Here is a 24,460-nt window from a genome sequence, read left to right on the forward strand (position 1 = left end):
GCGTTTAACCGTAGACCGGAAACCGCTTGCAGATATCCAGCACCTTGCCCTTCACCTCGGCGATAGCCGCGGTGGCGTCACCTTGTTCCAGGGCCTCCAGCACATCGCACATCCAGCCGGCCAGCTCGATGGTTTCCGCCTCACCAAAACCGCGGGTGGTAATCGCCGGGGTGCCAACACGCAGGCCGGAGGTAATGAAGGGTGAACGGGGGTCATTGGGTACGGCGTTCTTGTTCACCGTGATGTTGGCGTTGCCCAGCGCTTCATCCGCGTCCTTGCCGGTATAGGGCTTGCCGATCAGGTCCACCAGCATCAGGTGATTGTCCGTACCACCGGAGACAATATTGATGCCCCGGTCGATAAAGGTTTTCGCCATGGCGCGGGCATTGGCGACCACCTCCTTCTGGTAGGCCACGAACTCGGGGCTCTGGGCTTCCTTGAAGCTGATCGCCTTGGCGGCGATCACGTGCATCAGCGGGCCGCCCTGGCCGCCCGGGAATACCGCGGACTGGAATTTTTTCTCCAGCGCCTCATTGGCCCGCGCCAGGATGATGCCGCCGCGGGGGCCGCGCAGGGTCTTGTGGGTGGTGGAGGTCACTACATCCGCGTGGGGTACCGGGTTGGGATACACACCCGCGGCCACCAGGCCAGCGACGTGGGCCATATCAACCAGCAAATAGGCACCCACCTTGTCGGCGATGGTGCGAAAGCGCGCCCAGTCCATGACCCGTGAATAGGCGGAAAAACCCGCAATTATCATCTTCGGTTTGTGCTCCAGCGCCAGCGCTTCCACCTGGTCGTAGTCCACTTCACCGGTGGCGTTGTCGAGCCCGTACTGTATCGCGTTGTAGGTTTTGCCCGAGAAGTTGGGCTTGGCGCCGTGGGTAAGGTGGCCACCATCGGCCAGGCTCATGCCCAGCACCGTATCGCCGGCGTTACACAGTGCCTGGTAAACCGCGGAGTTTGCCTGGGACCCGGAGTGGGGCTGCACATTGGCGTAGTCCGCGCCGAACAGGGCCTTGGCGCGATCAATAGCCAGTTGTTCAGCCTTGTCGACGTACTCGCAACCGCCATAATAACGCTTGCCCGGGTAGCCCTCGGCATATTTGTTGGTAAGCACCGTGCCCTGGGCTTCCATCACCCGCGGACTGGCGTAGTTCTCGGACGCGATCAGCTCAATGTGTTCTTCCTGGCGCCGCTCTTCTTCCGCAATAGCGTTGAAGATCTCGTCGTCGAAGCCTTCAATCGTCATGTTCTGGTCAAACATCGGTGTCCCCTGGGAGGCTGGGCTGCGAAGGCCCGTGGTTGAAGCGCCGCATTTTACCCAAAATGGCGCCCGCATATAAGTAGCGCGCAGCCGCGAATCGAATCCTGTATTATTTCTGTTACCGTTTTGGTCCATGCTAGTGGCCAAACACACATCATTGACCCCAAGGAAACAGTCACCCGATATGAACATCAGCATTTTTGGTAGTGGTTACGTAGGGCTGGTCCAGGCGGCCATGTTTGCCGACGTCGGTCATCGGGTTATCTGCATGGATATCGACAGCGCCCGGGTTGAGCGGCTCCAGAATGGCGACGTGCCCTTTTTCGAGCCCGGCCTGGCGCAGCTGATCCTCGATGGTGTCAGCAGCGGCCAGCTGACGTTTACCACTGATGCGAAAGCGGCGGTACAATCCAGCGACTACCTGTTCATTTGCGTAGGCACGCCCTCGGGTAACAACGGGGAAGCCGATTTAAGCTATGTGCTGGATGTTGCCTCGTCAATCGCCCGCTACATGACCTCGCGCAAGGTGGTGATCACCAAGTCTACCGTGCCGGTGGGCACGACCGACAAGGTGCATGCCCACATTACCGAGGCGCTGGTACAGCAGGGCCGTAATATCCCGGTGGTCACTGCTTCCAACCCCGAGTTCCTGAAGGAAGGCTCGGCCGTAGCCGATTGCCGCAGCCCGGACCGCATCATTATCGGCACCAATTCACCCCAGGTGCTGGAAGAGCTGCGCATCCTGTACCAGGCGTTTAACCGCAACCACGAAAAAATCATGCATATGGACACGCGCAGCGCGGAACTCACCAAATATGCATCCAATGCCCTGCTGGCGACCAAGATCAGTTTCATGAACGAAATGGCGACTATCGCCGAGGCGGTGGGTGCCGATATCGAATATGTGCGCCGGGGCATGGGTTCGGACCCCCGCATCGGCTACCACTTCATCTACCCGGGTTGTGGTTATGGCGGCTCCTGTTTCCCCAAGGATGTACGCGCACTCAAGCACCTGGCGGAACAACATAATCACTCGGCCAGCATCCTCACAGCGGTACACGACACCAACCAGCGCCAGAAAAACAAGCTGGCGGAGCGGGTCATGTCCTGCCTGGGCAATAACCTGACCGGCAAGACCATTGCGCTCTGGGGATTGTCATTCAAACCCAACACCGATGACATGCGCGAAGCACCCAGTCGCCACCTGATGGACGGCGTCTGGTCCTGTGGCGGCAAAGTCCGGGCATTCGACCCCCAGGCCACCGAGTCCTGCCGCGAGATTTACGGTGAGCGCGACGACCTGGTACTGTGCGCCAGCAAGGAAGAAGCCCTGAAAGGCGCGGATGTGCTGGTTATCTGCACGGAATGGAAGGCCTTCTGGTCACCCGATTTTGACCTGATCAAGCAGGAGTTGTCGGCGCCGATCGTGATTGATGGACGCAATCTCTATAACACGGCACAAATGGAGGAACTGGGCATTGCCTATTATGGCATTGGCCGCGGCCGCTCACTGGTTACCTCACCATGAGTAAATACACCACCCTGGGCTGGCGCGAGTGGCTGGCACTGCCCGACCTGGGCATTGCCCACATCAAGGCCAAGATTGATACCGGGGCCCGCAGCAGCGCCCTCCACGCTTTTTATGTGCAACCTTTCGAGCGCGATGGCGAGTCCTGGGTTCGCTTTGGTATTCACCCGCAACAGGGCAACACCGACAACGTGGTAGACTGCGAAGCGAAGGTGCTGGACCAGCGCCAGGTGACCGATTCGGGTGGCCATCGCGAAATACGCTATGTGATTGCCACCACCATCGCGCTGGGAGAGGATACCTTCCAGGCTGAGGTCACCCTTACTGACCGTGAAAACATGCGTTTTCGCATGCTGCTGGGCCGCACTGCCATGCGCGGCCGCCACCTGGTGGACCCCGGCCGCTCTTACCTGATGGGCAAGCCAAACCGCCAACAGGACAAACCAGAGATTTAACAGAGAGGTATTCATGCCGGTAACCGGCAACATACTGACCATTGGTGACCAGGATATCGCGCCCGGCACCCGCAGCGTAATCGATCTCCCGGTTGCGCCCATGTATACCCACGACAATATTTCGATCAGTGCCCAGGTGGTTCGGGGCAAGCGACCGGGACCAACCCTGTTTGTGTGCGCCGCCATCCATGGCGATGAGATCAATGGGGTGGAGATTATCCGTCGGCTGCTCAAGGACCCGCACCTCGAGCGGTTGCGCGGTACGTTGATTGCCATTCCCATTGTTAATGTCTATGGCTTCATTAACCACACCCGCTATCTGCCCGACGGCCGCGATCTCAACCGCTCGTTCCCGGGTTCCGCCAAGGGTTCGCTTACCGGGCGCATCGCCCAGACGTTCCTGCAGGAGATTGTCGCCAACTGCAGCCACGGTATCGACCTGCACACGGGGGCACGCCACCGCAGTAATTTCCCCCAGATTCGCGCCAACCTGGAAGACCCCGAGGTACTGGCGATGACCGAGGCCTTCGGCGCCCCCATTGCCCTGGACGCCAAGATCCGCGATGGCTCGCTGCGCCAGGCGGCCGGTGACATGGGGGTTCCGGTGCTGTTGTACGAGGCCGGCGAGGCACTGCGCTTTGACGAGATCTACATTCGCGCCGGCGTCAAGGGCGTGCTGAATGTGATGCGTCACCTGGGCATGCTGCGTCGCAGCCGGGCCCGCACCAGGGCCCCCATCATCAGCAGGGACAGTCACTGGATTCGGGCGCCGGAAAGCGGCGTGCTCAGGGTCTTGGTGCCGCTGGGGGCGGAGGTCCACAAGGGCCAGACGATCGGTTTTATCGCGGACCCGCTTGGCACCAGTGAGATGGATGTGATCTGTGACAGTCACGGCATTGTGGTTGGGCGGACGAATCTGCCGTTGGCTTATGAGGGGGATGCGCTGTTTCATATTGCTGAGATCAGTTCGAAGGCCAATTGGGAGGTGGATGAGTTTCATGAGACGTATGAGCCGGGAGAGGCGGAGCTTAATTCGGGGGACTTGAGTTCGGCGCCGATTGCGGACTAGCTGATTTTGGGCTGAGTGGCTAGTGGTCTGGCTTCGGTTGGAGTGCCTGGGTGGGCCGGCTTCGGTCGGTTTACCCCTTGCAGGACGCGCTCAAGCCCATCCATGGGGCGCTCGTTCCTCGACATCCTGTCTCGGACGGTCCTGCAAGGGGTAAACCGACCAAAGCCTCCTCGTGAACGGCCAGTCCCTTGGTATCTTTTCCCGACGGTCCTGCGAGGGGTAAACCGACCAAAGCCTCCTCGGTGAGCGGCCAGTCCCTCGGTATTTTTCCCGGACGGTTCTGCAGGGGATAAACGGACCGGCACCTCGTGGGGACTGAAGATCGTTGGTTTTCCTGTTAGAATGCGCGGTTCTTTTACAGCACAGGTACAACATCCAGATGGCTCAGTACGTCTACACTATGAATCGCGTCGGCAAGGTCGTGCCGCCGAAGAAGAAAATCCTCGAAGATATTTCCCTGTCCTTTTTTCCGGGCGCCAAGATTGGCGTGCTGGGCCTGAATGGGTCGGGCAAGTCCACGCTGCTGCGCATTATGGCGGGCATTGATACGGATATTCTGGGTGAGGCGCGGCCCCAGCCGGGGATCAAGATTGGTTATTTGCCCCAGGAGCCGCAGCTGAATCCGGACAAGGATGTGCGCGGCAATGTCGAGGAGGGCCTGCAGGAAGCGGTTGATGCCCTGGTCAGCCTGGACAAGGTGTATAGCGCGTATGCGGAACCGGATGCTGATTTTGATGCGCTGGCCAAGGAGCAGGCGCGGCTGGAGGATATTATCCAGGCCTCTGATGCCCATAATCTGGAGCATAAGCTGGAGATCGCCGCCGACGCGCTGCGCCTGCCGCCGTGGGACGCGGATGTGACGACTTTGTCCGGTGGTGAGTGTCGCCGGGTAGCACTGTGCCGGCTGTTGCTGTCTGCACCGGACATGCTGTTGCTGGACGAGCCCACCAACCACCTGGATGCGGAGAGTGTCGGCTGGCTGGAGCGCTTCCTGCACGATTTCCCCGGTACCGTGGTCGCCATTACCCACGACCGTTACTTCCTCGACAACGCCGCGGGCTGGATTCTGGAGCTGGACCGGGGCCGCGGCATCCCCTACGAGGGCAATTACTCTGACTGGCTGGAGGCCAAGGAGTCGCGCCTGGCCGCGGAGAAGCGCCAGGAGCAGTCGCACCAGAAGGCACTGAAGTCCGAGCTGGAGTGGGTACGCACTAACCCCAAGGGACGCCAGGCCAAGAGCAAGGCTCGCCTGCAGCGCTTTGACGAGCTGCAATCCCAGGAGTTCCAGGCGCGCAACGAGACCAACGAGATCTATATTCCGCCCGGGCCTCGTTTGGGCGACAACGTGATTGATGTGCACAACCTGAAGAAGACCTTCGGCGACCGACTGCTGTTCGACAATGTCAGCTTCAGTGTCCCCAAGGGCAGTATCGTCGGCATTATCGGTGCCAACGGTATGGGTAAATCCACCCTGTTCAAGATCCTGATGGGTACGGAGCAGGCAGATGGCGGCGAAGTAAAGGTCGGGGAAACGGTCCAGCTGGGCTATGTTGACCAGTCCCGGGATGATCTCGACGGCAGCAAGACGGTCTGGGATGAAATCTCCGACGGCCAGGATGTTATCCGCATCGGCACCTATGAAGTCAATTCGCGCTCCTATGTCGGCCGGTTCAACTTCAAGGGATCGGACCAGCAGAAGTTTGTCGGTGACCTCTCCGGCGGCGAACGCAACCGCCTGCACCTGGCCAAGCTGCTGAAACAGGGCGCCAATGTGTTGCTGCTGGACGAACCGACCAATGACCTGGATGTGGAAACCCTGCGGGCCCTGGAGGATGCGATACTGGCCTTTCCCGGCAGCGCGTTGGTGATATCCCACGATCGCTGGTTTCTGGACCGTATCGCCACCCACATGCTGGCCTACGAGGACGACGGCAGCGTGGTATTTCACGAAGGGAACTTCAGCGATTATGAAGAGGACCGCAAGGCTCGTCTGGGCGCTGCCGCTGCCCAGCCTCATCGTGTTAAATACCGTAAACTGAAGTAACAGCCGGGCGACCGATTTTGGCTAACAATCCTGCCTCGCATCCGTTGCGAGGTAGGGCTATCATGCATCTACCATCCGGCAATACGAGACCGACCATGGACGACATTTACAACGAGCGCCGCGAATTCAGCCACGTAGCCCTGGACCTGCCTGTAGAGGTGCACCAGGGTGGCAGCGTCTGGCATCAGCGGCTGATAGACCTGTCTCTCGGCGGCGCGTCAACAGACCAGCCAGATGTGTGGGATGCTCAGTATAATGAACCGTTTACGCTACTGATTCACACCGGAGCCGAAACCCCGCTGGAGTTGCATGCCTATCTGCAGAACGTGGACAACCAGCGGCTGGGCTTTTCTGTGGAACATGTAGACAAGGATAATATCGAGCCTCTGCGCGCCCTGCTGCGCAGCCATATGGACAATCCCGATCAGCTTGACGAAGAACTCAAGCGGCTGGCCTAGGAGCCTGTCGGACTTAAGCATTCGAAGCGAGGAAAAGCCTTAAGTCCGACAGGCTCCTAGAGTACCAGCCAGGCAATACCCGCCAGTACGACCAGCGCAAGCGCACCGGCAGCTACCAGCCTGGCTTTGGAGCTGGCCATAAGGGCAACACTCCCTCCGGGCTGTGTACCACCACTGCCAGACGCCGGGCTACTCGCTGCGGGTGCGTCAATACTGGTACGAAACACCAGGTTTTCATTACCCAGCCTTATCTGGTCGCCGTCGGCAAGATAAGCGGTGAGCCGCTTGTCGCCATTGACGAATATGCCATTCGCCGACACCAGGTTCACCAGGCGCCAGCGTCCACCCTGGTGAACAAGCTGGGCATGACGCGCGGACACACTGGGCTCGGAGAGCATGATCTCACAGCTGTCTTCGCGGCCAACTTCCCACACGTCCGGTTCTTCACCCCCACCCGGCTCTAGCTCGAATACATCGGCGCCAACGCCGTCGCGAATCACCATCAGGTGAGGGTGATCCGAGGCCCGGGGAAGGTCTGTTACAGCGGCTTCCTCCTGGGATTCCATGGACAGGAATTGGGTATGCTCGCCCGTACCCGAATCCACCCAACTGCCTGGCAGGTCTGTGCTGGCTGGCGCCGCAGCCGGTTGTGGCACGGCCTCCGGCTCAGCGACTGCCATCGGCGCCACCTCGGTAGCATCGTCGCCCAGGGGTGCAAACACGGTCGCGTCATCATCGGCATCGGCAACCGGCCTTGAAATCGCCACCTTGAACGCGTATTTGTCAAACTGGATGTCGTCGCCGTCGCTCAGCTCAACCGTTCCCACCAGGCGCAGGCCGTTAACCAGCGTGCCATTCGCCGAGCCCATGTCTTCCAGGATGGCGCGCTCGTTTTCGATCCGCAGCAGTGCGTGATTACGGGACACCCGCGAGTCATCAAGAGTAATATCGCAATCACCCGTGCGTCCCACGCGCATCTCTCCCTGCAACACATACTCGGTTCCATCCTGTGCCATCAGCCTGGCACCAAACTCAGCCGTCATAGTTCGAACTCCATAGGCCCACCCATTGTTTCAGGGCCGGACAAAAAACCAGGTCGCCGCTACGCCAAGGGCGAGCACAACCACTGCTGTTATCACAAGACCGCGCCGAGGACCCGAGAGGGACCGGGCCGGCGAGCGCAAATCCGCCATTTTATCCATTGCCATCATCTGGGTCACTTCGGGGGATTTGGGTGCTACCCGGGACCGTATTGGTGGACTATTGATTCGCGCCGCCGCTACCGGTGGTGGCGCGGGCAGGCCGTGATATTCCCCGGTCGCGGGATCGTAACACCAGACCAGTTCGGGCCCCCCGCTGTCGTCGGGATCGCTCTCGGTAGCCGGTGCAACCGCATTCCCAACCAACACCACGGTGATATTGTCGCGCCCGCCATTCGCTACCGCCGTCTGGACCAGCTCGGCACTGCGCTCGGCAAGCGGCTTGTCGCCGGCAAGGATGGCCGCCAGGTCACGGCTGTCGACCATGTCGCTGAGCCCGTCGCTGCACAACATCAATATCTGGCCCGGCAGCAGTTCACCCTGGTTGGTTCCTACCCGCAGTTTATCCGGGTCCTGCAGGCCGATCGCCTGCACAATGACATTTTTACGCGGGTGGTGCCTCGCTTCCTCGAAGGTGATCTCGCCTTTTTCAAGCAGGGCTTCAACGTAGGAATGGTCACGGGTAAGAAGCTTGAGTTGCCCGTCCCAGAGGTAGGCACGACTATCGCCAACCCAGGCAAGCTGGTAGTGGTTGCTATGAAAGTGCGCGGCAACTATGGTGGTCGCCATACCGCTCTTGCCCCGGCCCGCGGTAACCGCCGCAGCCACTTCCTCATTGGCGCGGCGAATGGCCGATTCGAGGTCACCGACTGCGTTGACCTCCCGGGCCAGAACCTCACAGGTAATCTGGCTGGCCACCTCGCCCGCGTGGTGACCACCAACGCCGTCCGCCACCACGACCAGATCGCGAGCCGGCCCGATATAATAGGCATCCTCGTTGTGAGCCCGGCGGCCGACGTCCGTTGCCCCCCAGGCCTCCCGGCCAGCGCCCGAATCTGTTGTCATAAAGCGCCCATCAGTTGCCTCGCACGTACCGCAAACTGTTGCGGTACAAACCGGTTCTCATCTTCTACGCTTTGATACAGCGCATCAAGCTGTACTTTGAGCCGCTCGGCATCCTCGAGCGCCAGGGACAGGGTTTCCACTGCCAGGAAGCTCTGCTCCGCCGCCGTGAAATGGCGAAAGCGCCCCGCCGCCGACTGGGCCAGCAATTCCCGGCGCAACAGCCGCTGCTGCTCTGCACCGTAACGGGCACTACTCAGTTGCTCAACCAGTGGCGCCAGCCGCCCATGCAACGCCTGTGCCGCCGCCACCACCGCCTCCCGGGATTGTTGAGAGGCCTGGTGCAGATTATCAAGCGCCTGGCGCAGGCCGCCAACTTCTTCCGCTGACAGGGTTTCCAGCACCGCCAGCAATACCACCAGGCTGGCGTCGTTCAAGCGCACGGTACCCGGCGGCAGCCGGTCCGATTCCCCGGTCCAGCGCAGGTCGTCCATGGGGTGGTGGCAGGCATGGCACTGGAAGAACGACAACTCGGGCACCAGTGACGGCCGCGTAAACCACTCGTCCTGCAATAATTCCAGGGTGTGCAGGCCGGTTACGGCAAGACCTGCCAGCCACATGTTAACCGGCTCTATAGCGGGCTTGCGCTCGCGATAATCCGCATCCACCTCGTAGTGAGCCGGCTGGTTGACAGTAAAGGTTTCAAGCTCGAAAGCCAGCCGCGGGTGTCCCGCGCCCATTATCTCGTGGGTCGCGAATTTGTCCCTGGTACCCAGATGGCAGGACAGGCACAAGCGCGCTCGCGCCAGGGGCTGCTCCGTGGGATACATGCCCCTGGCCAGGTTATCGGCATGGCTGGTGCCCACTTCGGCATGGGATTCCAGCCACTGGCCGGAGCCCCCATGGCAGGCTTCACAGCCAACACCGTCGGAAATCTGGAAGCGGCGCCCGCGGGCTTCCGGCGCCACGTTGTCGGCGTGGCAATCCAGGCAGATTTTGGCCCCCTGGGCACTGGGCAGGCCGAGTTTGGTAGCGATGGCTTTGGACTGGGCGGTCTGCAGCGTTCGGTAGGCGCGCGAGTGATAGTCCTGGCGCAGCCAGACCCGGTATTCGTTAAGCCACACGTTGGCGTCCGGGTCCGCGCTCACCTTGCCATGACAGACACTGGTGGCACAGCTCGCAACCCCTTCGTGGAGGTCGGCGCCCGTTTCCGGCAATGGCTGCGCGAGGGCTGTGCCGGCGGCGAGCCCCAGCAGCAGCACTAGCGGCGTTATCAGTTTTCTACGAACCATGGTTTGCCATCTTTGTCTGTGTAGAGTTTACGCATTTCGTCCAGGCTGAGCGGTCGCGCGCCAATGCGACCGAATACCGCCATCTGGCCGCCGGTTTCATCAACGCCGCGATCCCGCTCCAGGCCCCGGCTCAACGACAGCGCGGGCGACTTCGTCGCATAGCGGGCAATAAGCTCCGGGCTCGGTTCCGGCGAAAAGCCATAGAACTTGGGCTGGCTGCTCGGCGAAGTCAGTTGTACCACTTTCAGGCCCGAGGCCCCATCGGCGATATAGGCGAACAGCGAGGCATTGGTGGATGCCACCACGACATCGTGGCTGTCATCCAGGCCGTCGCGGAACGTTTGCAGCAGCTTCATCTTCGCAGGCCGGGTAATGTCGACAATGGCAAGGCCATCGCTACCCGCCGCCACATAGGCGTAGGTACGGGCCAGGTGCATGCGTCGCGCCTGTGCCAAAGGGATCACATTGGCCTGGTCCAGTACCGGCGCCCGCGGCTGGGTAATATCAACCACCTTCAGGCCATCGGCATCGGTGACAAACAGGTAACGGAACTGCAACGCTATGGAATGCCCCTGGTTCAGCGGCACTACCGTCACCAGTTCCGGCGCCAGCGGCTGGTCCAGGTCAACCACCACCAGGCCGGCGTCGGCGATGATGTAGGCAAAGCTGCCGCCCAGCACCATGTGCCGGGCACCGGTGAGTACGCCATTCTCGTTCCACGTCAGGTCCCGTTTGAGGATATTGTTGCGCGGCTCGCCATCCGACAGGGTGTTGACGTCGGTGAGGATCAGGCCCTCCACGGCATCGGTGATCAATGCGTAGTCATAGATCGGGTGAAAGGGCTGCTCCAGGTTGATCTCGCGCATCAGCTCACCCTCGTTGCGATCCGGGTGAATGGGCTGGTTGGTTGGCAATACCACACAGGTAGCGTTGGTGCTGGGAATTCTCGTGTCCTGCCCCAGCGGGCTGAACGGCGCGGCGATAATTCGCTGGGAAACGCCCTTGTTACCGATGCTGGCAATGTCATAAACCCGCATACCCTTGTCGCCCTCGGCGGCAAACAGGTATTCGCCCCGGTGCTGGACACAGGATGCCGGCCCACTGCTGTGCGGATAGCCATGCTCGAGGGTGGCATCGTTGTCCTGGTGCGCCGCAAAATAGTCCGGATAGGCATAGCGATGCAGGTAACTGCCCAGTACCGCCTGGGGCTCTTCCCACTCGGTCACCTGGACGCCGGTAACGTGCTCCTCCCCGCCAACCCAGGCGTAGTAGCCCACAAAATTGACGAAACCCGTGCCCTGCATCAGCAGTTGCGCCATGATCGCATTGTTATCGTTCTGCCGGGACAGGTGACAGTCTTCACACTCCTTGGTCTCGGTCTTGCGTACGGTATGGGCAAAGTGCGGATTGAAGGCCTGTGAACTGAAACCGCTGGCGGAAATCGGGGGCTGCTGTATGTAGATCTTTTCCCGGTTGGCGTTGGTGGAGGACAGGATCAGTGCCGAGGTTGAGCGCACCGGCGCAATCTTGCCGCCCTTGGCAGCCTCGCGGCGGCCCAGCAGGAACATCTGGTCGCGGCTCACCTGGGGATTGTAGGTCGCATAGTTACGCGACGCCCCGCCTTCATAGTGATGGCGGTCGGTTTTGTTGTTGGCTTCAATCGGCAGGTGGCAACCCGCGCAGCTGGTGGTCCAGGAGGTATGGCAGGTGTAACACTCCATGTCATCGTCGCTGTGGGCCAGGTCCGAACTCGCCACCTCCGGGCCCCAGTCCTGTTTTGCCGTATCCGTACTCATCAGCTTTGCCCTGGCCGCCTTGGCGTTGTACTCGCCGTGCTGCGGGTCGACACTGTCCTTGACCAGGCTCACTTCCCACTCGAGCTCAGGGTCCAGTACCGAGCGCTGGATTAGCGTGTTCCCCATCCACTCAAAGCGCAGGCGCCCATCGGGGTTGCGGATGGCGCCCATGTCAGTGCCGCCTTCCAGGGCGGCGGGGCCGGAGGTGAACAGGTTGGGGTAGCCCTTGGCCGAGCCATGGCAGTCCTTGCAGTCAATCTCCACCGCGGCGGCCACCTCACCGTATATGTGGCCGTTACCATGGTTATCCTGGGCATAGTGGCAATCAACACAGTGCATGCCTGCATCCAGGTGGATGGAAGACATGTGCACGGCTTTATCGAATTTTTCCGGGTCGTCATCCTCCACCACCGTGCCTTCGGCATCCAGCAGGTTGCCCTTGCGGTCACGCTTGAACACCGCGCGAAAATTCCAGCCGTGGCCGTGATAGTCCGCAAACTGGGTATCGGTGAGCTCGGGGTTCATCTCCGACACCTGTTTCACAAACTCGACATCAGCCCACTTACCGCGGGGGGAGGCACCCTCGGGGTTGCGCTCCAGTACCGCGCGCTGCTCTTCATGGGTAGGGTACACCTGCTTTTCCGGCCACATGGAGGGCGCATCAGACTCGTAGTCCCACATGGTGTAACCGAGGTAACTGTTCACAAACATGTTGGGCTGGTGCATGTGGCAAACCATGCACTGGCTGGTGGGAATGGCGCGGGTGAATTCATGCTTGAGCGGATGCCCGGATTCGCCCTGGGTTATGGTCGGGTCGACTGTTTGCGTCTTGCCGGTATGGCCGAAAGCAGCATACTGCCCCGAATGGCGCGGGTCGCGGTCATTGGCGTAGACCACGTGGCAGCTTGCACACCCCGACTGGCGGTAGTCGCCGGGCTGGTCATTGGTGCCCGAAAACCAGGTATGGGGGTCATTGAGGCGGGTTTTGGTGATGTTGATGACAGGCACCGAAATACGGGCGCCGGTACCCGGGCCCCGATTGGACTGGCGGATGTCGGGCCGGCCCGGTTCTTCCAGGCGCTGCAACTGGCCCAGGGCATTGGGCAGGCCGGTCTCGGGAAAAAGGTTGGTGATGTTGCGACCGCCGCGCTCAAAGACACGGAAGATATCGCCGGGCTTGATTGTCTCCCACGCGGGCAGCGGATACAGCGCCGGCAGGATACTTTGCATGGTCATTTCGGCGGTGGGCTCCACCGGCCCCGGGATCATCGCAGGCTCGCCCTCACGGGTATAGCCTTCGCCCATGATATAGCGCTTGTAAGGCAGAATACCGTTGTTGTAGGCAGCACCACCCCAGAGCATCGCCGAGGTGGCCATCAGACTGCGCTCGGCGGCCTCAATGATCGGCAAATGGCAGGCGCCACAGGCTTCCCGGGCAATACGATAATCCGACGGGTTGACGAAGCGGACGAACTCCGGGCTTTCCTTGTTCAGCAGGGTATAGCTACGCTTCGGGTTGGCGCTGGAGGGATAGTGCCAGGTCTCCGGAAAGCGCGGTAACACATGAGCAAGTTCCATATCGGCGCGATAGCCGCTGTCATCGGGCCCGGCGCCCTGTGCGCGGTGAACGTCGGCGTTACCCCCATGGCAATCGGTGCAGCCCAGTTTCACCGCCGGGTTGGCGTGCATCGTCTTTTCGTCGGTTTGGGTGTGACAGCTCACGCAGCCGGCTGATTTGGCTTCCATCTGCGCACTGGTCTGGCTCTGGGGCGCGTCGGGAGCGGTCACGTATTCCCGCTCGACCGGCTTTTCGCCACCGGCACTCAGCGCCAGGCTACCCGAGAGTGCCAGCAGCACTGTCACCAGACTGGCAGCCCACCAGGAGAAAGGATTGCCGGGACGGACGGGGGAATAGTTTGTGCTCATAACGGCCACTCAGAAAGTCAGTATCAGATTGCAGAGAAGAGAAAAGGGATCTTCGTCACCGTACAGATCCTTGTAGCCATCCCCGGCCAGTAGCTGGGCATAGGACAGACGCACCACCACGTTCTGGCTCATGAACGGGCGCCAGATCAATGCTGCCGACAGATCCATCCCGATCTCGCGATCCACGTTTGCCTGCTGACGCGCCGTTTCCAGCACTTCAGTCTCGGCAAATGCCAGGTAGTTGGCATTCAGGGAGAGCCGCAGTTCGGGCAGGATATCCATATCCACGCCACCACCGAGCAGCATCACGCCGGGATTGGTGAAATTGGACTGGCCATGCTCCTTGGAGGAACGCAGTGAGTTGAGAACGCCGTTACGCTGGGACAGGGCCACCCTGCCGCCACCGATCAGCGGCAGGCCCTGGCGGATGTAATAACTGGTGTCGGCGCCGGCAAACTGCGGGTTCTCGAAAATCGCGTCAAAACCGGTGCTTTTGCCGCCGAAGGGGTCGTCATCACCGCTGCCATAGAGAAATGACAAGCGGGTCCGGATCCAGTCAAAATCCATGGACGGTTCAAGCGCAAAGAAGAACGCCTCGATATCCGAAGACTCGCCGCTGAACACGGCATCATTTTCTTCGCCCAGGGCCACATAGAAGGACGTGGTGAGGTTCAGCCGACCAAAGTGGCCGTCGCCGTTATAGCCCAGGTAATACACATCGTATTCCCGCGGCCGCTCTTCACCCACGGATGCCGGCCTGCCAATGAACTCGTTGTTGTCGTAGAAGATATCCGTCTCGCGGTTGCGGTTATAGATCAGTGTGGCCTGGGAGAAAAAGCCGAGGGTGGGCTGGTCCTGCCAGTACAGGTTGGCTACATACACATCGTCGTCGCGCAGGCTGGCGCCGGCATCGTTCAAGCCGCTGTTGGTGTATTTCTCCATGCGCCGGAACCAGCCCAGGTTGTACTGGAAGCGGTTGTTGTCGCGGGTGCCAAACAAGCGCACGCCAAAGGGCGCGTCCTGGAACAGGAAACCGCGGAAGTCGCTGGAGAAAGGCTGGATACCTACCCGTATGGAGTCAAAATCATAGCGCTCCGACACATCGCGCAGGTGTTTGTCGACAAAGGCCGCCTGGATACCCACATGGCTGTCGTTGCGGGTTTTGCCGTCGCGAGGGTCCGCATTGACCCCGAGAATTTCGTCCAGCTCCGTATAGTTATAGTTGAATACCGGCGTAAAGCGGAACTCCCAGTCCGGCGGACGAAAGACGGTATCGCCCTGGTAGTAGACCAGCTCCACCGCCAGGTTCTGGTTGAACAGGTGCTGGTCAGTGCGCCCGAGTACATCAAGCGTACCGGGGCGATCAGTACTCTGGCCGCCCACCGGGGTGGGGACTTCGCGCAGTTCGAGCACGGAGTCGGCAATTGCGGTGACATTGAAAAACCAGTCACCGTGGATCGGCTTGTCGCCCTTGATGGTGTTCTGGTTGTAGGGGTCCCACCAATTGTCTTCATAGCCCAGGCTATCGACAATGCGCCAGCGATCAGGGATTGGCACCAGTGCCACATACTGCTCTGCCGTGGGTCGCGGGGTGGAGGAATAACGCCGCGGCAGCACCGTCCGCGGGGTGGCCGCGACAGGTGTCTCGCGCAACACCTCACCGGTGTCCTCGTCCACCACCACTTCACGGTAGCTGCAATCGCGGTTGGAACCGCCGGCACGCCGCCGCGAGCTGCGCCCACGATCGCGCGCATCCAGGTCGTCGCAATAGACCACGCCGGGAGCGGATTCTTCAGCCACCACTGTTGACGGCAACAAGGCCACCATCACCAGCGGCGCCGCCAGCGCCAGCCCAGTGATCAGAGTCGGTATGGAAGCCGGGACAATTGATCTGGCCATAGCGCTCACTTCCCTGCACACACGTTTTGTGTGTCGCTGTCGATATAGGGGGTTTGCGGGCACTGGATATAACGCAGGCGGGTACCGCCCGGGGTCAGTTGATCCGCTCGCAGCGCTACCGGCGCGTTATTGATACTGCCTCCCAGTGCCTCGCCGGCCTCGTGGAGGCCGAGAAAGGCAATCATATCGTCCTGTTCGATGCCATCCCCGGATACGCCGATGCCACCGATCAGCGTATCGCCGCGGTACACCGGCACACTGCCGGGAAAAATCTGGATACCGTTGGCGATTCGCGGCGCTGAAGATTGCGCACAATTATCAACCACATCCACGCCGCTCAGCCCGACGACAAAAGCGACGTGCTCAATAATCCTGTTAAAGGCCAGGTCCAGCTGCAGGCCGGTGGAGAATACACTCCACTCGTTATTCAAAAACGACTTGCTGAATGGTCCGGCGGGATTGCCGACAATGCCGTCCGGGTAAAACGGCCGCGACAGGTTGCCCCCGGCGCGATCCGAAAATGCGGTGCCGTCGGTAAGTGCCTGGGGACCAATAAAGGTCTGTGCCGCATCGACATAACTGCCGATCTGGACCTGGGCGGCGGGAGACAGGTCCGGATTAAGGTACTGTGCTGGCTGGGTAATGCCGCGCAGGAAATCGGCCGCATCCCGGGAGGAAAACAGCACCGCGGTGCGGGCTTTCTGCAAGGACACATCGGCACCAAATACCGGCGCATCGCGGGTCCTGACCATACCGAGAACAGCGCCCCGGCTATCGACCACCGACACCGTTACCCGGGCCTGGCTACCGACTGGGCGACGGATCTGGGCCCGGCTGCGATTGGCTACGGTCAGTGCCGAACCCAGCAACTGACGCACTTCCGCGGCGCTAAACGCATCCCCAGCCAGCTCGGCAGTGTCGGAGCCGGCACGCGGCGGATAGCGATTGCCGTTGGCGGCGTCGACAAAAACAAAGGCATCGAGACCGGCGAAACCGGATGCCGGACGAATACCGGAGCCAGGCTGGCCAAAGGCCGTACCCGCCACAATCTGGCCATTGCTGTAACCAGGTACCGCGAGCAGTTGGCCGTTGTCTGCCAGACTGCCAAAATCCGTCGCCTGGGCGGGGTCTGCGGGCAAGTCGGCGAAATCTGTATCGCTGAAACGAAACACCTTGCCTTCCACCGTGATCCGGTCGGCGCGACGATCCAGCGGAGCACTGAGGCCGAAGCTCGCGGCGAGCGCGATCTGCTCGTCAAGGTCGACGTCGGTATCCAGGATATTGCTGTCAATACTGTAGCGCCCGTCCGCAATCACCCCTACCCCGCCGACCGGCGTACCCTCTTTGTAGAGCGGAAATCCACCCGGGTCTGCGGCCAGGCCCAGCGGCGAGCGCTGGGGACCAACACTGATCCCGGCAGAGGCCTGGGTAAAATCAGAACAGGCAAGCTGGCTGAACTGCACCCCAAACAGGGGCCCGGCCGGCTGGTTCTGCTCGCCGGGATTGAAGTGTTCCTGCACAATCTGGTTGGCAGTGCGGGTACTGAACGCATTGCCCTCGCTGGACAGATAGGCACCGGTCACCGCCTTGGTGATCGCGGCCAGGGCATCGCCACCAACGGCGACGGGCAGCACGATGCCCTCAAGACCGGTACTGATGTCGGTGGGGAAGCGGGTACTGATAGTGACATCGTTGCCCGCTCCAACTGCGCCCATTCGGTATACCGCGAGCACATTACCCACGCGATCAACCACGGCGATGGTGGCTGCCGCCCCCAGCACCTCGGCCTGATGAACGCCGCGGGCCAGTACCTGCCGCACATCGGCTTCCGTCAGCAGGGTATCTGCGGTCGCACACTGCCCGGTACAGGCGACATCATTGGCGTCGGTCGCGGGAGAAGTACCGGTGCTGTCGCCGGCTCCGCCACCGCCGCCACAGGCAGCCAGCAAGGTGGCGCCCAACAGATACAGTAGTCCCCGCTTCATGGTGTATCCCCTTGCAAGATAGCGCTATCGCGCGCCAGGCGGGACAGCGTGCCGCTATCCTGGTGAAAGGCGTGGCAACTGACACAATCCAGCGCCGCGGCGCCCTTGCCCTCGGCATGGCAGCCCAGGCAATTGTCCATGGCCGGCATCAGAATGTCCGTTGCCGTACTGGATACGGAGGCCTCGTGACAGGTTTCGCAGACCTCGTCCGCACTGTCCACTGCCTGGCTGAGATGGCTGTTGTGGTTGAAACGCGCGTGCGGGAACCAGTCTCCGGTGAGCTTCACCGGCTGCACGAACCAGCGATCATTGATATCCGCGAGCCCGGTTTCCAGTACCTCATGGCAGGTAATACAGCCGGTATTGGCGAACTGGTACTCCGCCTCCTTGAGGGCTTCGGCACGGCCACAGTCAAGCCCGCTGCCCTCGCAGCTGGACGCTGAATCACGCTTGCCCGGCAGCCGGCGCGGCTTGTCGGCGGCGCGCTGGCGGCGTAGCTCGGGGTCGGTGAACTCGCGAATAAAATGGGCTTCCATCGCCACAATAGCGGCGCGCAGGTCACCGTGGGGCAGCTCCAGTTCAGGCTCGAACATGTCAAAATTCAAGCCGTGGCAGCTGCGGCAGTGGGCGTCCATGGTGATCGGCTCAAAGTGCTCGCCGTCATCTTTCGGCGTGTGGCAACTGGCGCAGTCGAGGGCCGCGCCCGTGCCTTCGTGCTGCACCTTGCTGGCATCCAGGTGAATCTCGTGATTGAACTTGAGATTGGATTGCTCACGCGCGGTCTCGTCAGTCGGCAACACCCGGCGAAAATCCCAACCGTGCGCGCCGCCTGGTCCCTGGGGCTCCAACAGCGCCAACCGGAATTCGGGATGCCCGGCGCCGGTAAAGGCATTTATTGCACCCATCGCGGGCTGCCCTGCCACTTCCCAGTCACCCGGCGTAGCGTGGCAATCGACACACAGCCCCTTGTCCTGGCGGGAGATCAGCGCCGGCTCGTTGTGTTCCCGGTGGCAGGAGGCGCAGCGGACTTCCGCAAAATGATGCGCTTCATGCACCGCGAGGTCTGCATGTTCGTTAATCCCGCGATGGCAATCAAGACAGGCCCCGTCCTGAACCATGACAAAGGGTTCCTGGTGGCAGGCCTGGCATTCCAGCGCAACGCCCGATGCCTGGTGCGCAGCAACCAGGGGACCACTGGACCAGAGCCCGTCGTCAGGCAAGGGGGTGCTGCGCAAGGTGTCCGCAACCTCGTCACTGAACAGGCCCAGGGCAGGAATAACCAGCCCGACTACCAGTACCAGCAGGGCCAGTATCCAGCTGGCACGACGGATGTTCCAGGTATGGCCATCCAGGCCGATATCACCGGCAAAGGCACTCGCCGGTTTGCCCTCGGCAACCAGTTGCAGGGCAAAATCAAAACCGGGGGGTGGCGGGATCACCTCCAGTGCGTAACCGGGCAGGGCGAATTGATCGCCAACGTTTACCGAGGCTTTGTTGGTCGCCGCACCGTCGACACTGATAATGGCTTGCCGGGCACTGACGCGGGCACTACCACTGCCGGTAGCCGTAATGGTAATGCCGCCGCTAAAACCCGGCAGCGGCACCATGGCGGCGGCATCGCCCCCCAGGGTGAGTTTGTCGCCCTGGTATTCCGTTTCCAGCGCCTCTGCGTTACCACGGCCAGTGAGCTTACGAACCAGAAAATACATCGCGCTACCAGTAAATAAAAACAGCGACAATGTGGACCAGCAAGGCAACCAGCAGTCCAATCGTCAACGGAATATGAAAGTACAGCCATATCTTCAGCAGGCCGCGCAGCTGCACTTCCCGACGCAGTTGCTGGAGCACCACCTGGCGCCTGCCAAACAGGGCCAGCAACTCGTTGAGCAGCTCTGCCTCCGACTGCTTGTGCGCATCCGGAATACGGGTCGCCAGGTGCCTGATCACTAACTGTTGGCCCTCATTGGCCACGACCTTGCCCTGTTCGCCACCGCTCCCGGGCACTGCCACCCGGGAACGGTCCCGGGCTCGCAGTTGCTGCCAGGCCGAACCGCCAACGCTGGTTAATTCCAGCGCACTGGTCATCAGGGATTGCAGGTTGGCATCGCAGCGCTGTGAGGTATCGCGAATACGGGTATCAAGCCTCGCCAGCTCATCCAGCCTGCCCTGCTGGTCGGTGCCGGACTCAAGCGTCGACAGCTGGCCGGGCAAGTGAAGGTACGCATACAGGCCATAAAAACCCGAGACAATCACCAGGCACATCAGCACATAGGCGAGAGTGTGCACATTGAAGCCGAACTGCAGGGCACAGTGCAGGGTCGCCACGACCAACAGGAGAGTACCCAGATACACATGGGCAGATGCCCACCCCTGGACTGTACCCATAGTGGAAGAATAACTGCGTTTGCGTACTCCCAGGGCACTGAGCCAGAGGATCAGTAACGCTCCCGCGGTGCCCAGCACATAGCCCTGCCAGGTACCGCCATTCGGCGGCTGGATGGCATGGGCACCGCCCTGGGTCAGGTACAGAGCTATACTCGCGACCAGCGCCAGCAGGGCCCACCTGAGATATCGGTACTGTTGCCAGCCCAGCAGACTTTCCCGCATCTCAGCGCGCCTCAACCAGTTCGACAAACTGTTCCGGTGACAGGCGCATGGCCGCGCCCGTCGGGCATGCGCGAACGCAAGCCGGGCCTCCCGCCTGCCCCATGCAGGCGTCGCACTTGACCGCTTTCTTGCCGCGATCCTTGTCCGCCGCCGAAGGCTGGAAGGTCTCCGGCTGGCCGGGGCCGCTACCCAGGCCGAACAGCAGCCAGGACCACAGGCCGGGCTTGGGAGGCGCCGCATAGCTCATCTTGATCGCATCATAGGGGCAATTGGTTTCACAGTTACCGCAGCCGATACAGCTGTCGGTAATAAAAACCTCGCCGTCTGCCGAGCGCCGGATGGCATCCGGCGGACAATCCTTCATACAATGGGGCAGTTCACAGTGGCGACAGGAAACGGGCACGTGCAGGTTGGCAAAAGACGGCCCGGCCTCACGATTCAATCGGGATACGCCACCGTGGGTCTCCGCGCAGGCGCGCTCACAGTTATCGCAGCCCACGCACAGGGACTCATCAATCACCAGCGCGTTGGTTGCCTCCCCAAGGCCCTGGTCCATCAGGAACCCCACCGAGCGCGCGGCTTCCGGTTGCGAGGCCATGGCATTGGTGGTTTGCAGCAGGTCACTCAACCGCCCCTGCAGGGTCAGCACATGCTCGGGCTGGTCGTTAACCAGGGCGAGGAATTCCGGGCGGCGCAACTTGAGCGTTTCGGTACGCACTGCGGCCGTTGCGGTGTCGCGGCGCAGCGGCGCACCCATCAATGCCATTTGCCCGACCAGGTCGCCGGAATGATGTTGCGCCACCACCATATTCTGGCTGCCCCGGGATAACACCACCGTGCCGCTGCGAATCAGGTGCAGGCTTTCACCTTCCTCTCCTTCAGTGAACAGGGCCTCGCCGGAATTGAAGCGACAGCTGTCGATACGGCCGGCAATATCCGCAAGTTCCGCCAGCGGCAGGTTCGGCCGGAATGCAGCCTGCAGCGCGCGCACAATGAAAATGCGATCAATGCCGTCGCGCACCTGCTCATTGGAATTCATCAGCTTGACCATGATCCGCCGCGGCGTCTCGATCAGGATGCAGTCTTCACTGGCAATGGCATCCCCCTGCCGCGGGCGTCCCGAGATAAGACTCATTTCACCAAAGAACTGGCCGGGCTTGAGGGTGTGCCAGGGGCCGTCTTCTTCCAGCTGCAGGCGAACTTCACCCTCTACCAATGTATAAAAAGTCGTGCTGAACTCGCCGTGACGGTACACCGGTTCACCGGCCGCGATGAACACTGTGGAGCGCTCACCCCGAGACTCGGTGCGAGCAAAATCGGCGGGCGGCAGGCTCACCATAATCCGGCTTTCAATAATCAGTTCGCGGAAGGCCAGCGGGTTCATCCGCCGGAACATGGGAATGCGCTGCTGGTAAAGGGTCAGCACGTCCTCGGCATCCATCACATAGGGCAGGCCGGAGAACTGTTCCTGGAGGAGCGGGTAATCGGCCGGTTTGGTATTTTTGCCATGAATGAATTCAATGACATCGTAGCCCTGGTTCATCGCCTGTTTGATCAGCGGATAACCACCCAGCGCGCCAATGATATACAGCCCGGGCACATTACTCTGGTAGTGGCGATCGACATCCGGCACCGCATCCGCGCTGGCGCTGGTAATCTCGATGCCACAGGATTCAACAAATTTGCGCGGCGGGATGGTACCCAGCCGGGCAATAATACGATGGCAGGGCAAGCGCTCTTCACCGCCGGGGGTACTCAAGGTTATGGCGCCCAGCTCCCCGGACCCGGCGGGCAATTCAAGCCCGGCAACACTGGCCTCATAGCGACAGTGGAAGGGCTTGCCTTTATCGTTAATGGCGGCCAGCACCGCGCTGAGGTTGCCGTCCTTGGCCCGGCTGAATTCGTTGCGGCGGTTGACGATATACACCGCATTTCCGCTGTCCGCCAAAGCGATAGCGTTTTCAATGGCGGCATCGCCGGCGCCCACCACAACGATGGTTTCCTTATTGAAGTCTGCCGGGTCATCCAGCGTGTACTGCATGAAATCGGATTCGACATCGCCCGGCACGCCGAGACTGCGTGGGTTACCCTGGGTGCCGATCGACAACACCACGTGCTCGGCTTCAATTTCAGCCCCGGACTGTAAAGTGAGCACGAACTGGCCCCGGCTACCGCTGATGGCGGCCACTTCGCTGTCGTAGCGTATATTCAACCCGGCATTGATGCTGTCCTGCCAGGCACCGAGGATCTCTTCCCGCTTGCCGGCGACAAAGGGCACCGGGCTGCGCAATTGCAGAAACCCGGGCTCGTCCATGACGTGCTTGCCCTTCTGGTATTTCTGGATGGTCTTGGCAAAGACGGAAAAGCCTTCCAGCAACACATAGCCGGGTTCACTCGCGCCAGATTCCCGATCATAGTCTGCCGCCCGGCCGGCGGCGCTCAAGCCGGCCGGACCCGCGCCAATAATGGCGATATGAAATCTCTCCCCCAAGAGCGGCACCTATCCTTATTTATTCGTTATTCAGCTGACTTGCGCAGCCGTTTTGGCTTTCCCGATTTTTATGGGGCCACTGTAACCCCCGATACGGATAGCGGCAAATAAAGTCTGAACTTTTGGTATCGGGATCACATAATCAGTCTACCGCCGCCAGCGCCTCTGCCAGTTTTGATACCGCCAGCACCTGCATTCCCTTTATCTCCCCCCGGGGAGCATTGGCACGGGGCACGATGGCGCGGGTAAAGCCATGCTTGGCGGCTTCCGCCAGGCGCTCCTGGCCACTGGGTACCGGCCTGATTTCCCCCGACAGCCCTACCTCACCAAAAATCACCATATCCCGGGGTAGCTGGCGATCCCGGAAGCTGGACACAATGGCCAGCAGCAGCGCCAGGTCAGCACTGGTTTCCAGTACTTTCACCCCACCCACCACGTTGGCAAATACATCCTGGTCCCCCAGCTGCAGGCCACCGTGACGGTGGAGTACCGCCAGCAGCATGGCCAGGCGATTTTGCTCCAGCCCCACTGCCACCCGCCGCGGGTTACCCAGCTGGCTCTCATCCACCAGGGCCTGGATTTCCACCAGCAGCGGCCGGGTGCCCTCCCAGACCACCATCACCGCGCTACCCGAGGCGGGTTCGCCACTGCGATCAAGAAAGATGGCGGAGGGATTACGCACCTCGCGCAGACCCTGTTCGGTCATCGCGAAAATACCCAGTTCGTTAACCGCGCCAAAACGATTCTTCTGCCCTCGCAGGGTCCGGAAGCGGGAATCGTGATCACCCTCCAGCAGGATTGAGCAGTCGATCATGTGCTCCAGCACCTTGGGCCCTGCCAGGGAGCCGTCCTTGGTAACGTGACCCACCAGGAAAACCACCGTACCGGTGCGTTTGGCAAAGCGGGTAAGGAAGGCGGCGCACTCGCGCACCTGGGACACACTGCCGGGAGCAGAGCTCAGGTCATCAAAGTGCATCACCTGTATGGAATCCACCACCAGCACCCGGGGTTGATACTTCTCGGCCGCGGCGATAACCGCCTCAACGTTGGTTTCCGTCATCAGCCGCAGCCGGTCGGTCGGCAAACTCAACCGCCTGGCGCGCATGGCCACCTGCTGCAGGGACTCCTCCCCGGTGATATAGAGCGTATCCAGGGTGGTCGCGAGATGGCACATGGTCTGCAGCAACAGGGTGCTCTTGCCGGCCCCCGGGTTACCACCAATGAGAATGGTGGAGCCGGGTACCAGGCCGCCGCCCAGCACCCGGTCAAATTCACCGGTGCCGCTGGAGAATCGCGGCAGGTCATCGAGGTCAATATCGGCCAGAACCCTGGCCTCCGCGAGGGCACCGGCATAGCCGCCGCGGGCGCCGCCGCTCACCCCCACATTGCGGGCGGCGCTTTTGCCTGGCCCCAGGCGGATCTCCGAGAGGGTATTCCAGGCCCCGCAATCGCCACACTGGCCCTGCCACTTGGCGTAGTCAGAGCCACAATCGTTGCAGACAAATGCGACTTTACTCTTGGCCATACCCTGCTTTGCTCCT

The 24,460-nt window shown here is 61.1% G+C and carries 16 protein-coding genes; 5 read left to right on the top strand and 11 right to left on the bottom strand.

Translation table 11 applies throughout. The features are described from left to right. Positions 1 to 4: 4 nt before the first annotated feature. On the bottom strand, positions 5 to 1,267 hold the full coding sequence (gene glyA / locus CWI75_RS13395; RefSeq protein ID WP_101522028.1) for a serine hydroxymethyltransferase: 1,263 nt from the start codon (positions 1,265 to 1,267) through the stop codon (positions 5 to 7). A 184-nt stretch (positions 1,268 to 1,451) separates the two neighbouring features. On the opposite strand from glyA, the gene CWI75_RS13400 reads away from it, so the two are divergent. The 5 genes from CWI75_RS13400 to CWI75_RS13420 all read left to right on the top strand — a co-directional run bounded on the left by CWI75_RS13400 (position 1,452) and on the right by CWI75_RS13420 (position 6,821). Then, a complete protein-coding gene (locus CWI75_RS13400) occupies positions 1,452 to 2,795 on the top strand; it encodes a UDP-glucose dehydrogenase family protein (RefSeq protein WP_101522029.1) in 1,344 nt (447 codons plus the stop codon). Further along, positions 2,792 to 3,250: an ATP-dependent zinc protease family protein gene (locus tag CWI75_RS13405; RefSeq protein WP_101522030.1), complete on the top strand. Its 459-nt coding sequence runs from the start codon at positions 2,792 to 2,794 to the stop codon at positions 3,248 to 3,250. Before CWI75_RS13400 ends, CWI75_RS13405 begins: the two co-directional genes overlap by 4 nt. A 13-nt stretch (positions 3,251 to 3,263) precedes the next feature. After that, positions 3,264 to 4,319, top strand: coding sequence for a succinylglutamate desuccinylase/aspartoacylase family protein (locus tag CWI75_RS13410; RefSeq protein ID WP_101522031.1), 1,056 nt, complete (start codon positions 3,264 to 3,266; stop codon positions 4,317 to 4,319). A 379-nt stretch (positions 4,320 to 4,698) separates the two neighbouring features. Next, positions 4,699 to 6,363: an energy-dependent translational throttle protein EttA gene (gene ettA, locus CWI75_RS13415; RefSeq protein ID WP_101522032.1), complete on the top strand. Its 1,665-nt coding sequence runs from the start codon at positions 4,699 to 4,701 to the stop codon at positions 6,361 to 6,363. 62 nt (positions 6,364 to 6,425) lie between these two features. Then, positions 6,426 to 6,821 (top strand): PilZ domain-containing protein, encoded by a 396-nt coding sequence (locus CWI75_RS13420; RefSeq protein ID WP_241521223.1) that lies wholly within the window; start codon positions 6,426 to 6,428, stop codon positions 6,819 to 6,821. Positions 6,822 to 6,877: 56 nt separating this feature from the next. Here the strand turns inward: CWI75_RS13420 and CWI75_RS13425 are convergent, their stop codons facing one another. The 10 genes from CWI75_RS13425 to radA form a co-directional block, all read right to left on the bottom strand. Next, positions 6,878 to 7,864, bottom strand: coding sequence for an FHA domain-containing protein (locus tag CWI75_RS13425; protein WP_101522034.1), 987 nt, complete (start codon positions 7,862 to 7,864; stop codon positions 6,878 to 6,880). Positions 7,865 to 7,894: 30 nt separating this feature from the next. Then, positions 7,895 to 8,926 carry a protein phosphatase 2C domain-containing protein gene (locus CWI75_RS13430; RefSeq protein ID WP_101522035.1) on the bottom strand — a complete coding sequence of 344 codons (1,032 nt, stop codon included), beginning with the start codon at positions 8,924 to 8,926 and terminating at the stop codon, positions 7,895 to 7,897. Continuing rightward, entirely contained in the window at positions 8,923 to 10,215 is a 1,293-nt protein-coding gene (locus CWI75_RS13435) for a multiheme c-type cytochrome (protein WP_101522036.1), read from the bottom strand. Before CWI75_RS13435 ends, CWI75_RS13430 begins: the two co-directional genes overlap by 4 nt. After that, positions 10,197 to 13,937, bottom strand: coding sequence for an LVIVD repeat-containing protein (locus CWI75_RS13440; RefSeq protein ID WP_101522156.1), 3,741 nt, complete (start codon positions 13,935 to 13,937; stop codon positions 10,197 to 10,199). Before CWI75_RS13440 ends, CWI75_RS13435 begins: the two co-directional genes overlap by 19 nt. Positions 13,938 to 13,946: 9 nt before the next feature. Beyond that, positions 13,947 to 15,836 carry a hypothetical protein gene (locus tag CWI75_RS13445; protein WP_206604733.1) on the bottom strand — a complete coding sequence of 630 codons (1,890 nt, stop codon included), beginning with the start codon at positions 15,834 to 15,836 and terminating at the stop codon, positions 13,947 to 13,949. 5 nt (positions 15,837 to 15,841) lie between these two features. Next, a complete protein-coding gene (locus tag CWI75_RS13450; RefSeq protein ID WP_101522037.1) occupies positions 15,842 to 17,821 on the bottom strand; it encodes a heme-binding protein in 1,980 nt (659 codons plus the stop codon). Continuing rightward, complete coding sequence (locus CWI75_RS13455) at positions 17,818 to 19,530, bottom strand: cytochrome c3 family protein (protein WP_101522038.1); 1,713 nt, start codon at positions 19,528 to 19,530, stop codon at positions 17,818 to 17,820. The genes CWI75_RS13450 and CWI75_RS13455 overlap by 4 nt, the downstream gene beginning before the upstream one ends. Positions 19,531 to 19,534: 4 nt before the next feature. Further along, entirely contained in the window at positions 19,535 to 20,428 is an 894-nt protein-coding gene (locus tag CWI75_RS13460; RefSeq protein ID WP_101522039.1) for a hypothetical protein, read from the bottom strand. A 1-nt stretch (position 20,429) separates the two neighbouring features. Then, positions 20,430 to 22,928: a cyclic nucleotide-binding domain-containing protein gene (locus CWI75_RS13465; RefSeq protein ID WP_101522040.1), complete on the bottom strand. Its 2,499-nt coding sequence runs from the start codon at positions 22,926 to 22,928 to the stop codon at positions 20,430 to 20,432. A 133-nt stretch (positions 22,929 to 23,061) separates the two neighbouring features. Then, the gene (gene radA / locus CWI75_RS13470) at positions 23,062 to 24,444 is read right to left on the bottom strand and encodes a DNA repair protein RadA (protein WP_101522041.1); all 1,383 of its coding nucleotides are present in this window, start codon (positions 24,442 to 24,444) and stop codon (positions 23,062 to 23,064) included. Positions 24,445 to 24,460: the final 16 nt, after the last annotated feature.

The organism is Kineobactrum sediminis, assembly GCF_002868715.1.
Lineage (GTDB): Bacteria > Pseudomonadota > Gammaproteobacteria > Pseudomonadales > Halieaceae > Kineobactrum > Kineobactrum sediminis.

Coding starts and splice junctions, on each gene's coding strand:
- glyA (WP_101522028.1), bottom strand. CDS start 1,267: ATGTTTGACCAGAACATGACGATTGAAGGCTTCGACGACGAGATCTTC.
- CWI75_RS13400 (WP_101522029.1), top strand. CDS start 1,452: ATGAACATCAGCATTTTTGGTAGTGGTTACGTAGGGCTGGTCCAGGCG.
- CWI75_RS13405 (WP_101522030.1), top strand. CDS start 2,792: ATGAGTAAATACACCACCCTGGGCTGGCGCGAGTGGCTGGCACTGCCC.
- CWI75_RS13410 (WP_101522031.1), top strand. CDS start 3,264: ATGCCGGTAACCGGCAACATACTGACCATTGGTGACCAGGATATCGCG.
- ettA (WP_101522032.1), top strand. CDS start 4,699: ATGGCTCAGTACGTCTACACTATGAATCGCGTCGGCAAGGTCGTGCCG.
- CWI75_RS13420 (WP_241521223.1), top strand. CDS start 6,426: ATGCATCTACCATCCGGCAATACGAGACCGACCATGGACGACATTTAC.
- CWI75_RS13425 (WP_101522034.1), bottom strand. CDS start 7,864: ATGACGGCTGAGTTTGGTGCCAGGCTGATGGCACAGGATGGAACCGAG.
- CWI75_RS13430 (WP_101522035.1), bottom strand. CDS start 8,926: ATGACAACAGATTCGGGCGCTGGCCGGGAGGCCTGGGGGGCAACGGAC.
- CWI75_RS13435 (WP_101522036.1), bottom strand. CDS start 10,215: ATGGTTCGTAGAAAACTGATAACGCCGCTAGTGCTGCTGCTGGGGCTC.
- CWI75_RS13440 (WP_101522156.1), bottom strand. CDS start 13,937: ATGAGCACAAACTATTCCCCCGTCCGTCCCGGCAATCCTTTCTCCTGG.
- CWI75_RS13445 (WP_206604733.1), bottom strand. CDS start 15,836: ATGGCCAGATCAATTGTCCCGGCTTCCATACCGACTCTGATCACTGGG.
- CWI75_RS13450 (WP_101522037.1), bottom strand. CDS start 17,821: ATGAAGCGGGGACTACTGTATCTGTTGGGCGCCACCTTGCTGGCTGCC.
- CWI75_RS13455 (WP_101522038.1), bottom strand. CDS start 19,530: ATGTATTTTCTGGTTCGTAAGCTCACTGGCCGTGGTAACGCAGAGGCG.
- CWI75_RS13460 (WP_101522039.1), bottom strand. CDS start 20,428: ATGCGGGAAAGTCTGCTGGGCTGGCAACAGTACCGATATCTCAGGTGG.
- radA (WP_101522041.1), bottom strand. CDS start 24,444: ATGGCCAAGAGTAAAGTCGCATTTGTCTGCAACGATTGTGGCTCTGAC.